12 protein-coding genes are annotated in these 13,674 nt (G+C 69.5%); 6 read left to right on the plus strand and 6 right to left on the minus strand.

Features of this window, described 5'->3' with window-relative positions; translation table 11 throughout:
* Window positions 1-6 precede the first annotated feature (6 nt).
* Both ACIBM5_RS23595 and ACIBM5_RS23600 read left to right on the plus strand, forming a co-directional pair.
* Window positions 7-1,440 carry a hypothetical protein gene (locus ACIBM5_RS23595; protein ID WP_396008622.1) on the plus strand — a complete coding sequence of 478 codons (1,434 nt, stop codon included), beginning with the start codon at window positions 7-9 and terminating at the stop codon, window positions 1,438-1,440.
* 67 nt (window positions 1,441-1,507) lie between these two features.
* Window positions 1,508-2,650 carry an FAD-dependent monooxygenase gene (locus ACIBM5_RS23600; RefSeq protein WP_396008623.1) on the plus strand — a complete coding sequence of 381 codons (1,143 nt, stop codon included), beginning with the start codon at window positions 1,508-1,510 and terminating at the stop codon, window positions 2,648-2,650.
* 45 nt (window positions 2,651-2,695) lie between these two features.
* On the opposite strand, the gene ACIBM5_RS23605 is transcribed toward ACIBM5_RS23600, so the two are convergent.
* The 3 genes from ACIBM5_RS23605 to ACIBM5_RS23615 form a co-directional block, all read right to left on the minus strand.
* A complete protein-coding gene (locus ACIBM5_RS23605; RefSeq protein ID WP_396008624.1) occupies window positions 2,696-3,067 on the minus strand; it encodes a VOC family protein in 372 nt (123 codons plus the stop codon).
* Window positions 3,068-3,542: 475 nt separating this feature from the next.
* Window positions 3,543-3,953, minus strand: a complete 411-nt coding sequence (locus ACIBM5_RS23610) for a PPOX class F420-dependent oxidoreductase (protein ID WP_396008625.1) — start codon at window positions 3,951-3,953, stop codon at window positions 3,543-3,545.
* Window positions 3,954-4,164: 211 nt separating this feature from the next.
* Window positions 4,165-5,067, minus strand: coding sequence for an aminoglycoside phosphotransferase family protein (locus tag ACIBM5_RS23615; RefSeq protein ID WP_396008626.1), 903 nt, complete (start codon window positions 5,065-5,067; stop codon window positions 4,165-4,167).
* A 247-nt stretch (window positions 5,068-5,314) separates the two neighbouring features.
* On the opposite strand from ACIBM5_RS23615, the gene ACIBM5_RS23620 reads away from it, so the two are divergent.
* Together ACIBM5_RS23620 and ACIBM5_RS23625 are read left to right on the plus strand one after the other, a co-directional pair.
* Window positions 5,315-6,631 (plus strand): ice-binding family protein, encoded by a 1,317-nt coding sequence (locus ACIBM5_RS23620; RefSeq protein ID WP_396008627.1) that lies wholly within the window; start codon window positions 5,315-5,317, stop codon window positions 6,629-6,631.
* Between the two features lie 713 nt (window positions 6,632-7,344).
* Complete coding sequence (locus tag ACIBM5_RS23625; RefSeq protein ID WP_396008628.1) at window positions 7,345-7,848, plus strand: hypothetical protein; 504 nt, start codon at window positions 7,345-7,347, stop codon at window positions 7,846-7,848.
* 223 nt (window positions 7,849-8,071) lie between these two features.
* Here ACIBM5_RS23625 and ACIBM5_RS23630 read toward each other — a convergent pair whose 3' ends face one another.
* The gene (locus ACIBM5_RS23630) at window positions 8,072-9,145 is read right to left on the minus strand and encodes a cyclase family protein (RefSeq protein WP_396008629.1); all 1,074 of its coding nucleotides are present in this window, start codon (window positions 9,143-9,145) and stop codon (window positions 8,072-8,074) included.
* Between the two features lie 161 nt (window positions 9,146-9,306).
* On the opposite strand from ACIBM5_RS23630, the gene ACIBM5_RS23635 reads away from it, so the two are divergent.
* A complete protein-coding gene (locus tag ACIBM5_RS23635; protein WP_396008630.1) occupies window positions 9,307-9,645 on the plus strand; it encodes a hypothetical protein in 339 nt (112 codons plus the stop codon).
* Between the two features lie 100 nt (window positions 9,646-9,745).
* Here the strand turns inward: ACIBM5_RS23635 and ACIBM5_RS23640 are convergent, their stop codons facing one another.
* Window positions 9,746-11,215, minus strand: coding sequence for a S1 RNA-binding domain-containing protein (locus ACIBM5_RS23640; RefSeq protein WP_396008631.1), 1,470 nt, complete (start codon window positions 11,213-11,215; stop codon window positions 9,746-9,748).
* Window positions 11,216-11,460: 245 nt separating this feature from the next.
* Here ACIBM5_RS23640 and ACIBM5_RS23645 point away from each other — a divergent pair, with 245 nt between their 5' ends.
* Window positions 11,461-11,817, plus strand: a complete 357-nt coding sequence (locus tag ACIBM5_RS23645) for a peptidase inhibitor family I36 protein (protein WP_396008632.1) — start codon at window positions 11,461-11,463, stop codon at window positions 11,815-11,817.
* A 58-nt stretch (window positions 11,818-11,875) separates the two neighbouring features.
* Here the strand turns inward: ACIBM5_RS23645 and ACIBM5_RS23650 are convergent, their stop codons facing one another.
* The gene (locus ACIBM5_RS23650) at window positions 11,876-13,519 is read right to left on the minus strand and encodes a CocE/NonD family hydrolase (protein ID WP_396008633.1); all 1,644 of its coding nucleotides are present in this window, start codon (window positions 13,517-13,519) and stop codon (window positions 11,876-11,878) included.
* Between the last annotated feature and the right edge of the window lie 155 nt (window positions 13,520-13,674).

The raw sequence follows: 13,674 nt of genomic DNA on the forward strand, positions 1-13,674 counted from the left end.
GGCACGATGACCGATGAAGAGATGCCGAGACGGGCCGTGACCTCCGGCGCGGCGGCCACGGTGGGTGTGCGGCGCACGGCGATCTTCGAGGCGGTACGCGCGGACCGGGACGGACCGATGACCGGGCTGCTGCTCGCCCGCGCCGATGCGGGAGCGGCCGAGGAGCGGGTGAGCGCGATCGAACTGCTGTGTTCGCTGGCCGAGTTCGGGCAAACCTGGCCGATCGTCGGCGAGCGCGCCGCGGCGTACGTGGTGGACCCGGAGCCGGGTGTGCGAGTCGCGGCGGCGGACCTGTTCGTGGCGACGCACGATGCCGAGACGGTGTCGGCGCGGTTGCCGGACCTGGCCGATCCGGACGTGCGGGTGGCGGGCGTGACGGCCCTGCTCGGGCGAGCCGGTGCGTTCGAGGACGTGCTCACGCAACTCCTGGAGGACGGCGATCCGGCGGTGCGCGTGGTGGCCGCGCTGGGGCTGCTGGGTGTGGAAGGCGTGCCGTGGGCATGGCTTCAGGCGCTGAACGAGGCGATCTCGGCCGATCTGCCGGCGGCGGTGCGCCGAGTCGGGCCCGGCGCCCGATCCTGGGGCTCGACCTGGGCGTGGCGATTGGCTCGCAACGATCACGAGGACGAGTGTCATCGCATCGTGCGGCTGCTGCTCGCGGCCGAGGACCCGAATGTGCGGTGGGTCGGGCTGGACATGGCGGCGGCGGCGATTCGCCTGTGGCGTACCGGCCCGGTCGAACTCCTGCCCGCCTTGGCCGAGGTCGCGGCCGGCTCGGATCCGGCGCTGCGTGCGGAGACGTTGCGGGTGTTGCGGCTGTCCGTAAACCTGTGGCGGGCGGCGGTCGACCTGTGGGCGGCGCAAGCGGACGACCTCGGCGACGTGTGGTCGGACGAACCGGGCGCGCCGGCACCGGTCGAGGCGGTGCTGCCGGAGTTGGACGCGGTCTTCGCCGCCCGCCGGCCGCCGGATGGGCGAGCGGACGTCGATGCGTGGTTGGCGGAACAGCCGGTCGACGTGGTCGAGTCCCGGCGCCGGGTCGGCCGAGCGCTGATCGGGCTGATGGCGTGCGGTGGGTTGACCGAGCGTCAGGGTCGGCAGGCGATGGCCCTGTTCGAGCCCGAGTCGGTGCTCAAGTACGAGTTGGCCGGGGTGGTTTGGCGACACCGGGGTGTCGCGGATGCCGGGATCGCGGATCGGCTCGTTGCCGAATTGTCCGCCGTGGCCGGGGATCAGTACGTCGGCGCGCACGCGCTGCCGGTGTTGGCGGACATGGGGCGGCATGCGGCCGGTGCGTTGCCGCGGCTGACCGCGTTGATCGAGGACCGGCGTCGACTTCCGGTCAACGAGAGCACGGAATGGGCCGAGATTCGGTTCGACGAAACCCGGCGGGCCCAACTGGTCGTTGTCCGTGATCGGATCGCCGCCGACATCCCGTAGGGTCCTTCCGGACGCCAACGCGTTCGGACATCCGTACGAAGTCGGATGCGGACAAGGGGAGATGGGCATGCCGATAGGCAGGGTCGCCGTGGTCGGCGGAAGTATCACGGGCTGCGCCTTCGCACTGGCGGCGGCGCGCGGCGGGGCCGAGGTGACCGTGTACGAGCGCACCACCGGCGAACTCGCCGACCGGGGCGTGGGCATCGCGTTGCACGTCGACCGCTATGTGGAGCTGGAGGCGGCCGGCTACATCGACGACAGCACCCCGTGGCGCAACGTGGTCGGGCGCAAGTGGCTCGTCGACGACGGGAGTTCACCGCGAGGCCGGTTGCTCTGGGACCAGTCCGCCGCGTTCCGGATGTACAACTGGGGTCAGTTGTGGCAGGGGTTGCGCCGCCGGGTGCCGGCCGAGGTGGACTACCGCGGCGGCACGCCCGTCACCCTGGGCGAGGACGGCGAGGTGGTACTGCCGGACGGCACCCGGGAGCACTACGACGTGGTGGTCGGCGCGGACGGGTACGGCTCCGCCGTGCGTAGCGCGCTGTTCCCGGACGCCGTGCCGCGATACGCGGGCTACACGATGTGGCGCGGGAGTTGTGCGTGGGAGCACGAGCCGATGGATCACCTGATCTCGGTCTGCATACCGAACGGCCAGGGCGTGATGTACCGCATTCCGGGCAGCGAGGGCGACCGGCTGTCATGGGGCCTGTACAGCGCCGTGGGCGGCACGGACAACCCGCGTCCGGCGCTGCTGGAACTGGCCCGCAAGTACTTCCCGCCGTTCTGGGCCGACCTGGTGACCGCCACACCCGAGAGCGAGACGTTGATCCAGCCGATCAACGACCTGGTGGTGGACGCCTATACGAGCGGGCGCGCGCTGGTCGCCGGTGACGCGGCGGCGATCGCCCGTCCGCACGTGGCCAGCGGCGCGGTCAAGGGCATCCAGGACGCGGTGGCCTTCGAGACGGCGTGCCGGGAGGTGGGCCGGGACGGTTCGTGGGACGACGTGCTGGCGCGCTACCGGGCGGAGCGGCAACCGGCGGGCGCGGACCTGGTCCGGGTGGCCAGGGCGATGGGCTACGCGATGGTCGAGGACACCCCGGACTGGACCGTCATGACGGCGGAGCACATGGTCGACTGGTGGGCCGCCCAGCACGCGGACGACGGCTTCGGCGGTCACGCGCTGGGGGCCTCGATCGGCGGTCGGTGACCCGGTGGCTCGGCCGGAGGAGTCGGCCGTCGGGCGGCGGCGGGCTCAGCCCCGGTCGGCGATGTGCATGTTGATGTTGAGCACGTAGCCGTTGGGGTCGCGGACGAAGAAGCGGCGTACACCCCACGCCTCGTCGGTGATCGGGTACACGATCTCGTAGCCCCGATCGCGCGCCTGGGCATAGGCCGCGTCGACGTCCTCGACCTCGATCGACATCGCCGTGCGGCCGGACTGGGCGTCCCAGTCGCACTCGTCGGTGACCACGATCACCTGCGCGGTCGGATTGCTCGGCGAGCGGAACATCAGGAACCCGGGCTCGTCCATGCCCGGCTCGAAGCCGAGGAAGTCCTGATAGAAGTCCCGATTGGGGCCGAGCTCGGTGGCGGAGACGCTGGGTACCACGCGGCGGATCTTCATACGGCCACAGTAGGCACGCGGACCGACATCGCCCGGGCAGCCGGGCGATGTCGGCCGGTCGGAGTGTCGCGCGCGGTCGCGCTTCGCGCGGGGTGGGGCGGTTCGGGGGGCGATGGGCCGGACGGTCCGGGTGCGTTCGCGGTTTGCTCGGGGTGGGGCGGATCCGGAGGGCCGACGCCGCCGGGACGGTCTGGGTGTGTTCGTGCTTTGTTCGGGGTGGGGCGCAGCGTCGCGTGCGGTCGCGCATGCTCGGGACAGGACGGATCGGGAGGGCCGACGCCGCCCGGGCCGTCCGCGTGCGGTCGCGCTTCGCTCGGGGCGGGTGGACGGGTCGGGTCCGGAAGGCTGGTGCCGCCGGACGGTCCGGGCGCCGCGCGCGCGGGGTCGACGACGGGCGGCGGCGACCGGCCGCGTGCGTATCGTGCCGGGTGTGGCGGCGCCCGGAGGATGCTCCGCGCGCCCGCACTCGTTCGGGTCAGGAACCGGTGCCGCTGCCGCCGTCCTCGAGGTTCCAGCCGATCACCCGCTCGGGGTGGATCCGCAGCACCTCGTTGCTGAAGAACCCCACCGCCAGCGGGGGTTCGTGGTCGCGCAGCAACTCGGCCCGGCCGCGGATCTCCACGCCGCGCCCCCAGCCCGGCTTGTACGCCCCCGGCTCGTCCGGCGTCATGTCGTCCACGACGAACGCCACGGCCGGATTGCGCTCCGCGTTGCGCCACTTTTTGCTCGCGCTGAGCTTGGGCCCGCCGATGTCGACCGTCCCGTCCTCGTTGAGCCGGAAGCCGACGGGCCGCACCTGCGGCTCGCCATCGGGTCCCACGGTCGCCAATCGCCCCAGGCCCTGGCCGAGCAGGTACGCCCGTTCGATCTCGGTGTACGTCGCCATGTCCGCCGCGCTCCGTCCGTATCCGCCGTGCCGCCCGAGTCCGCCCCGGACGCTCGTCTCGAACCCGGAACCTAGAACTTCAAGCGCACTTGATGTCAAGGATCGACGTTGCCACCGGGCATGGTCGAAGGCATCCGAGCCGAGCCGGTGTCCTCCCGGCGCCACCACCCCGATCGGCGCCGCCACCGAACACGGTCGAATGGCGCCGGGATCAATCCCGTTCCGGCACGGCCCGGATCACGTGGCGGGCGTTGTCGGCCATCGCCGGGTTCGTGGTGCGGTAGTACGGCAGTGCGATCACGGCCTGGGAGAGGGTGCGGCCCCGGCCGCGGCGCCAGGTCGCGTCGTCCACGTCGAGTGCCGCGCGGAAGACCTGCCGTGCGCCGGCCGGCAGCAGATTCCAAGCCGGGATCAGATCGCACGCCGGATCACCAACGCCCATGCACCCGAAGTCGATCACCGAGGTCAGCCGGCCGGCACCGTCCACCAGGAGGTTGCCCGGCATCAGATCGGCGTGCAGCCACACCGGCGGCCCGTCCCAGGCGGGGGCCCGGAGGGCGTCCTCCCACACGGCGATCAAGCCGTCGCAGTCGATGCCCTCCTCCGGGATGCCGCGCAACTCCTCGATCGCGGCCCGGGTCGAGGCATCGAGCCGGGCGAGCGGCCCACCCCGATAGGCGGGCGGCGCAGCCGGCAGGTCGACGGCCCGCATCGCCGCCACGAAGCGGGCAAGATCCTCGGCGAGCGCCACGGGCTCCGCCAACGCCCCGGCCTCGGGATTCCCGCCCGCCTGCCACCGGTACACCGACCACGGCCACGGATACCCCTCGGCGGGCTCGCCGACCCCGAGCATCTCGGGAACGCCCGTAGGCAGCAGCGGCGCGAGTCGAGGCAGCCACTCCCGCTCCAGCGCCACGTCCTTGGCCCCGCTCCTGCCCAACGGGAGCCGTACGAGCATGTCGTCGCCGAGCCGGTATATCGCGTTGACCGTGCCCCCCGAGGGGAACCGCCGCACCGCCGCCCCGGCCCACTGCGGAAACCGCCCGGCCACCAACCGCCGCACGAGTTCCTCGTCGATGGGATGCAGATCGGGATGCATCGGAACCGCACTCATGAGTCGCCATCCGACCGCCACAGACCGGCGGCCGTCAACCACATTTCCGACCCGCCCTCGCACCGGCTGGCAAAGCGTGTCGGGTTCAGACCGTCACGACCTCCGTGGTGGGCGGCATGAGTCCTTGCCTATTGACACCGGTTTGCACCCGATGGGTTACTTGGTGTAATTGAACCGTTGTGTCGTCGAAGGGGGACTGGTTCGAGACGCTCCCCCGTCCGTCGGCGTTCGTCCAAGGGGGCGCCCCATGCCGGTCTCACCGAACCAGGGATCCACCGGCGGCGGTGACGCGGTGACCCTTGCCGGGAGCCACTTCACCGGAACCACCGCCGTGCGCTACGGCTCCCGCCAGGCTGCGAGCTTCATGGTCGTCAGCGACACCACGACCGACACCATCACCCCTTCCGGTCACGGCGCCGTCCCGGTCTCCGTCACAACCGCCGGCGGAACGGGGATCGTGGGCACCTTCTACTACCTGCCGCCACCCTCCTTCCGCATCGACCCGCCTCCGGCGGGTCCGCTGGGAGGTGGCAATACGGTGATCTTCACCGGCCTCGGTCTCTACACCACGAGCGAAGTCGGATTCGGTACGCAGACCGCCGTGTTCACCGTCGACTCGGACGGCCGGCTCACCGTGACCGTCCCGGCGGCGGCCTCCGCGGGGCCGGTAGGGGTTACCGTGATCACCAGGGGCGGAATCGCCGGCGGAGTCATTTATACCTATCTCAACTCGCCCTCCATTACCGCCGTCACCCTCGACTCGGGACCGGTGGACGGCGGCAATCTCGTCGTCATCACCGGGACCGCGTTCTCCTACGCCACGAGCGTTACCTTCGGCGGCATAGCCGCCCTCTCCTTCCGGGTCGCCTCCGACACTGAGATCGACGCCGTGCTGCCGGCCGGAGAGCTCGGCCTGGCCGATGTCTCCGTCACCACCCTCGGTGGCACCACCACCGCTTCGGACGCCTACACCTATCTGGGACTCTTCGCGGTCCTGGGCGGAGCGTCGGTCACCAACACCGGACTTACGAGCGTTACCGGAGATGTCGGAGTAAGCCCGGGAGTGTCCATCACCGGATTCCCGCCCGGCCAGGTCAACGGAAGTATCCACAACTCGGACACAGCCGCCGTCGCAGGCCATGCCAACCTGGTCACGACATACAACGACGGCGTCGAGCAGATCCCGGACGCCGGCATCACCGGAGACCTCGGCGACGTGACATTGCCTCCCGGCGTCTACAACGCCGCCTCTTCCATCGGGCTCACCGGCACGCTCACGCTGGATGCCCAGGGCGACCGCAACGCCGACTGGATCTTCCAAATCGGATCGACCCTGACGACGGCAACCGCGAGCCGAGTGCTCCTCATCAACGGCGCCACAGCCAGGAACGTCATCTGGCTGATCGGTAGTTCAGCCACTCTGGGCACCGACACCGACTTTGCAGGAAGGGTCCTGGCCCAGACTTCGATCACCGTGAATGCCGGCGTGACGGTCAACGGCCAGGTCCTGGCCGTCAACGGCTCTGTAACTCTGGACACCAACACGATCATTCGCCCTTGGTGAAGGAGTCACACACCTCGCAACCCGGGCGCACGCCCGCCGCGTCCGCCGGCAACTCGACCGGCACCCCGGACCCTGCCGATCGGCGAGTACGACCCCTATCCCGAGAGACTGCGCGACCCGTCGACGGGGTGATCTGGCGATCTCGGGCGGGTGTTCAATGGCGCGAGATGCCCGATGAGTTCGACTCCTGGCAGGTCTACATTGTTGCCCCGCGCTGCTGACGCTGCGGCTCGTGCCGCACTTCTCCCGGGACCTCACTGTCCGGCGGGTGGGCACGGACCGAGCCATCGTGCTCACCCGCCGGTGCGACACCGACGTTGAGCGTCGGGATCCGCTTGAGGCTGCTCGCGGCGCTTGCTGATGGCCGGCGCGCGGCACGGTTTTGACCCTCGGCGCAATTTCGGTGCGGAGATGGCTGATAGGCGTTCTTGTTGGTACTTGGTACGTGTTGTCATACTCCGGCCATGGCCTACAGATGCCGTGCGCAGACGAACGACGGGACGCTCTGCAGGAACCGAGTTACCGATCCTGGCAAGCGCTGCCATCATCATCGGGGACAGTCGGGGGCGCGTGTGACGGCTTCCGCAAGGCGTTCGGCGAAGAGATCCCCTGCGCCGTATCGAGCGCCCCGCCCGGCCGCCGTATGGACAACCGGTAGTGGTGGTGGCCGATCGCCGAGGGCTCCCTCAGCCGCGCAGCAGGAGCGCCGGCAGATGGAGGCGGTAGCCCGCTGCTGCGCAGATGCGCTGGATGGCGGGGGCGCCGCCGCCATCGCAGATCGAGCGGCAATGTACGTCTCGGATGAGACGTGGAGAGCGCTCGTGAAGAAGCACCGCAGGAGGGGCTGCGACGACCTCGCCCGGCTGGCCCGGGACATTCTCGGAGGCAAGGAGCATCTGCACGATGTGGTCGCGCGGTCCGCAGGTGGCTTGCTCGGCTTTCTGGGACGGTCGCGGATCGAGCGGGCCTTCGCTCAGGAACTGGCACGGACAATCCCGCTGCCTCTCGACGCGCAGCTGACAGCTGCCGCACGTGGCCTACAGATCGCGGGTATCTACGTATGCCTTGTCGGCAATCGGAACCTTGCCGAGTGTGCGTGTTTACGGGACGTATTCAAGGTCGAGGGCAAGGAACGCGTTGTGCAGCTCATGCAGGGCGCAGTAGGAGACTGGCGAGAGCTGCCGACACGACTGTCGGGCGGATCGTCGGGCAAATGACCTGAAATGGCGAACGAGTGCGGGGCGCGCGCGCCGACGATGGCCTGTGCGAGTCCTCCAGAGTGGGGTCGCACGGCCAGTCGACATCGCTGACCCGCTGAAGGATCCCCCCAAGGCTCTCCGCCGAGGACGTCTGACCGACAGAAACCCGGAGCCGGCTCCAGACCCCCGCGGCCTCTGCTTGACGCACCCGCCGTGTGATCCGCGCGAGTCCGTCCCGTGGTCAGAATGTGGCGATCGGGTTGACCGGGCTGCCGGATGTACCGGCGAAGCGGACCGGTGCGACTGCGAGCTGGAAGTCCCACTGGCCGAGCTCGGCAGCCGTCGTCGCGCAAACCTCCAGGTCGCAGTTGTCGAGCAGCCACAGACCCATCGCCACGAGGCTCACGGCGTGAACCGGCATCAACACGTCTTCGTACCCCGAAGGCTGGACGTCCTGGGGGGTGTCGGCGCCGATCAGCGCGACCTCCCGTTCGTGCAGCCACGGCAGGCAGGATGCGTGCCAGCCCGCCTGCGTGAAACCGCCGGTCTCACCGGCCTCGTGCCGGAAGCGGCCATAGCCGGTCCGCAGGAGTACCGCATCGCCGGAGCGCACCCGCACACCCTGGCGGCGCTCGGCCTCTTCGAGATCGTCGGGAAACACACCCTGCCCCGGTTCCAACCACGGCACATCGCGGACCCTGGCAATGTCCAGCAGGACACCACGCGTGATGATCCCGTTCGCCGCCGCCGTGACGGCCGCCCACGTCGATCCCGTTGCGGCATCGACCAACGCGTGCGGCCGCCCGTTGTACATCGTGCCGTCCCAGAAGATGTGGCACGGCGAGTCGATGTGGGTGAGGGTGTTGCCGTGGAACGTGATGCCGAGCCGCTCGGACGAAAAGCCCCAGCGCCGGTCGTTGCGGAAGGCGGCCACCGGCATGTCCTCGGCACCCGGCATGTCGGCGGCGCACGGGCACGTCGTCGTCGACCGCTCCATGTCCTTCGGTACGGCAACCTCCCACGCGCACGACACGCTCCTGCCGTGGCGCACGGCTCGAGCCGCCGCCAGCCGGACGTCGTCGGTGATGTGGTTCAGAGTGCCGAGCTCGTCGTCGTCGCCCCATCGTCCCCAGTTCGACAGCGTGCCGAAGTACCCGAGCACGTCGTCCTGTGTGGGCATCGGTCGCCCTGCCGTCATCCCGGTTTCAACTCCTCCGGTTACGCGGTTCGAGGCACCAAGGCCGGCTGAAGTGGCATGACACCAACAGGACCGGCCAGGCGCGCCATCGTGGTCCCGCGTGCCGGGTACGCCCATTAATCCGGCTCGTTGCCGCTGCTCTGTGTGCGTGTTTTCGGTTCGGGTACATGCGGTCTGCCCGGATCGCTACCGTGTGTGCAGGTGAGTTCGCCGCATTGTGATCCCCGCATACGCGAACGCCGGGGCCGGCGCGTGGGGATGGACCAACCGGAGATGCCATGCCCGCACGACCGCTCGGAGCCAACTCCAAGCTGGTGACCGCACGACGCACCCTCGGCCTGCACTCCCAGGCCGGTTTCGCCGACGCCTTCGAGGAACATGCCCTCGCGATGGGGATGCGGTTGGCGGTGAGTGTGCGTCAGGTCCGGCGGTGGGAGAGCGCGGATCCGTCGTATCCGACGCCGGATTATCGGCGGGAGCTTCGCGAATCCATCGAGTTCAGCGCGAATCTCGTGGGATCAAGTCCGGTTACACCGGAAATGACGATGGTGTCGAAGTTGCGATCATCAGCTCTGCCTGGGGCATCCGGGACGGCAGAGTACCCCGATCCCCGGTGATATCCGCGGCGCGCCCGGCCCGGATCTCGCTTGTCGACCGACTCCGGCAGCGGTGGCCGGCACCGATCGGAGGCCCGAGCCCGGCCTCCGATCGGAAGGTTCAGGCGGTGTTTTCCCGGGTGAACACGAGGACGATTCGGCGCTGCTCACGGTCCATTTCGGTGATGGATACGTCTACTTGGTCGCCGACTTGGACTGGTGGGCTCGGGGGTTCGGGCAGCGGTACCAAGCCCTCGATGCCGTCTCCGATTTCCACGATCACGCCGAAGGGGAGCAGTGTGGTGACGGCGCCGGTGATGGTGTCCCCGATGTGGTGGGTGTCGGCGTACTGCTGCCAGGGATCGGGTTGGAGTTCCCTGACGGACAGGCTGACCTGTTCCCGATCCCAGTCGATGTAGAGGACCTTTGCGCGGATCTCCCGGCCGATCGGCGCGACCTCGTCGACCGATTCGAAGCGGGTCCAGGACATCTCGGGGACGCGGAGGAAGCCCAGGAGGCCGCCCGGATCACCGGCCAGGTCGACGTGGACGCCGATGTCGTCGAGTCCGGTCGCGACGACGCCGGTGACGATGTCGCCGATCCGCAACGAGGCCATGAACGTGCGGCGTTCGTCGGCCCGCGTGCGATTGCTTCGCCAACGGGCCCGCAGGACGCCGTCGGAGTCGGGTAGGACACCGGCGAGGAGCGGATCCCGATCGGTCGGTTCCAGTGGCACGAGTGCGGCTCGGTGGCCCGGAGCCGAGATGATTTGGTCGCGGCCCGTGGTCTGTTCGGCGATCCGTGCGTCGTAGAACCCGCCGCCCGGGTACTGCTGAACGAGCAGGGCGAGGCACTCCCGGCGCGCGATGGCGGCACGGATCGCGTCGCCCTCCTCGATCAGGTCCGGCCAGGCCGTCAATCGAGCACGAGGGGTCAACTCTGCCCGTACCGCGTCGACTTCCGGCGCGTTGGTGAGGCGGTGCCAGCGGTACGCGTTGCCGACGCGGCGCTCTTCCAACAGGACTCCGCCGTGCGCGGCGACCAGTTCGGTCAGTTCGGTCCAGAAGGCGTCGTCGGCCGCTCGGTCCTCGGCTACTTCGTCGGTGGCCGGGTCGTACGGTGACGCGTCGACCTGGTCTACGAACAGGCCCAGCGCACGTGCCCGAATCTTGGCTTCGTGAAGTGGGTCGGCGCTGCCGAGGTAGACGTCGTGTTCGTACCCGACGTGCATGAAGAACCCGTCGTCGCCTACCAGTCGACACCAGAGGCCGTGACCGAGCAGCATCGCCCGCACCAGGCCGAGAGCGGTGCCGAGTGGAACGAGGGCGCCGTCGTGATAGCCGGTGAGGTTGTACGGGAACAGGCCGTCCAGTCCGTGACCGCCGGGCCCCGAGCGCACGGAGAAGGAATGGAAGCCGTTCTTCATCGGGTTGTCGATCGTGAGCCGGTCGATACCGGCGTCGAGGGCGAAGGTGCCCAGTGCCGCGGAGTATGCGGCTGCGACGGCTTCGCGGCAGTCGTGGCGGATGTGCTTACCGGAGGTCGCGTCGGCCGGGTCGTACGGAGTGATGCGGTACACGGAAGGCGCCATGTCAGCGCCCGGTGCGGCTCGAAGTTGCCCTGAGGGCCGGTCGCGGGTGGGCAGGGGAAATAGTCACCGGCGCAGCGTAGTGGCGTGATCCATCGGTGGCCAGGGCGGCGGGGCGCTGGGCCGTTTGGGGAGGGCATGTCCCCGATCGGGTGGAAATGATCGACAAGTCTGGCGAGTTCGAGGGGCGGGTCAGGAGCATGGGCGTCGCGGCAGTTCGCCGTCGTCGTTTCGATCGTGGAGAACCGATGCACATGCGTACCCTGGCGCTCGGCGCCGCCCTTTCGCTGACCGCCCTCCTGCTCCCGGCGACGAGCGCGAGTGCCGCGCCGGCCGCGCCGCCGTCCTGTAGCGACGGCTCGGTCTGCTTCTGGACCGGCGAAGGATTCCACGGCAGCACGTGGGAGTGGACCTCGCGCAGCGGCTACCGCGATATGCCGCCGGCCTTCCACGACCACGTCGGTTCGTTCGTCTCCGGTACCAGGGCGTGTTTCATCAACTGGAGCCCGGTGCAGAAGCGCGACGTGTTCAACGGCGACTGGCGTTCGCGCTACCTGGGCGACTTCGGTGGCCGGATCGACGGTGTCGGCCCCGGCGCCTGCTGACACCCCTCGGACAGCAACGGCCGGCCCTTCGTCGGGGAGGACCGGCCGTTGCGCGAACTCAGTCGCGGACCGGCACTGTCACCGTGGACGGGTCGTTCGACGGCGACGAGAAGGCGAGTCCGGCGCCGAACGGGTTGTGCTCCAGGTAGAGCGGATCGACCGTGTCGAGCACGACGGCGAGGCGGTGGCCCGCCGGGACGTCGTAGGCCGTCGCATACATGTCGATGTCGACGGGGAACGCCACCCCCGGCGTCTTTCCGTGGAAGGTCAGCGGCGAGTGGGTCACCAACTTGCCGATGCCCAGCGGGCCGACGTCGTACAGGTAGGCGAAGATCGTTCCGCTTTCGTGCGACGCGGTGACGGTGGTGTGCAGCTTCGTCGTACCGCGCACCTTCGTCTGTGTGCCGTAGCGGTCGCTCTGCCACACGCCCGCGAATGCCCTGGGCAGCAGCGGGATCGAGGCGACCGGCGGGACCTGGAGGAACTGGTCGAGGATGCTGGACAGGAAGATCGTGCCGCCGTCCGCCCCGGAGTCGACGTTGGCCAGGACGCGCTGGGTCCCGGTGAGCGCGATGGTGCGGGTCGAGGAGGGCACCGCCGGCCAGCTCGGGTAGCCCTCGTAGCCAGCGTCGCCGGTGCGGGACTTGAGCTGTACTGGCTGCTCCCGGTCGATGCCGTTGTCGACGCCCCGCAGATGGTGGTCGAACCAGCGGGTCGAATCGGCCCACATGTCGTTCGGCAGCCCGAGCAGGCCGCCCGCCTCGGCGGTGGCGTGGTCGCCCGGACGGAATTCGAGTCGCTTGGCGCCGGTCAACTTCCCGTAGAAGTCGGCGTATTGGTTCGGCGGGAAGAGCGAGTCGCCCCAGGCGTTGCCGAGCATGATCGCGGCGCCGTTGGCGTTGATCCGGTCCAGGTAGGTCGCGGGCGAGCGCTTGGCGCCCCACGCGAGCATCTCCGCCTCCTTGGCCAGGTTGCCGGAGAGGAAGTTCTGCAGGATCTCGGTGAGTTCGGCGCTGGGTCGTCCGGTGAGGAAGCCGGCGCCACCCAACAGCGCCGCCGCCTGGGCGTGTTCGGTCCGGCCGCTGTAGATCGAGTCGATCAGGTCGGCCCAGCCGCTCATCGCGACCACGGCTTTGATCCTGGGATCGAACGCGGAGGCGAGCAGGCTGATCCCGGCGCCGTAGGAGACGCCGGCCATGCCTATTCGACCCGGATCGGCGGGTGTGTTGGCGAGCGCCCAGTCGATCACCCTGGACGCGTCGGCGATGTCCTTGGGGCCGGCCGTCTCGATCTCGCCGCCGGACTGCCAGAAGCCGCGCGAGTTGTAGCCGATCACGACGTAGCCCTTGTCCGCGAGCTTTTGCGCGGGGACGACGTACTCGATCTGGGGCATCGCCCAACTGGTCGGCAGTACCACGACCGGGTAGCGGGTGCCGGGGGCGCCGCCGGTGGGCGTGACGACGTTCGCGGCGAGCTTGGTGCCGCCGTCGCCGGGGATGTCGACGAAGCGCAGGGAGGTGCCGGCGGCGGTCTGCACGGCCGCCGCGGGGGTGTGCGTGGGGACGGCGCCGGCCGACGCGGCGGGCCCGAGGGCGGTCCCGGCGAGAATCGCGGCCGAGACGACGGCGACCGCACGAGCGCGTGAGCGCACACGAGCGCCTGGGCGCACCCGAGCGCGTGAGCGCATGCGGAATTGACCCATGAGGGTCTCCTGACGTCATGGTCGGGGCGTGGCCCGACCCGCGAGAAAGCATGGTGAAGCGACGCCCAGGGACGGCGTCTGAAGGTGACTCACGAGTAAGTTACGCGCCGGTAAATCAGGACGGAAGGGCCACGAGGAACTCCGCTTCGCACGGT

Origin of the sequence: Embleya sp. NPDC050493 (genome assembly GCF_044458105.1) — a bacterium.
Lineage (GTDB): Bacteria > Actinomycetota > Actinomycetes > Streptomycetales > Streptomycetaceae > Embleya.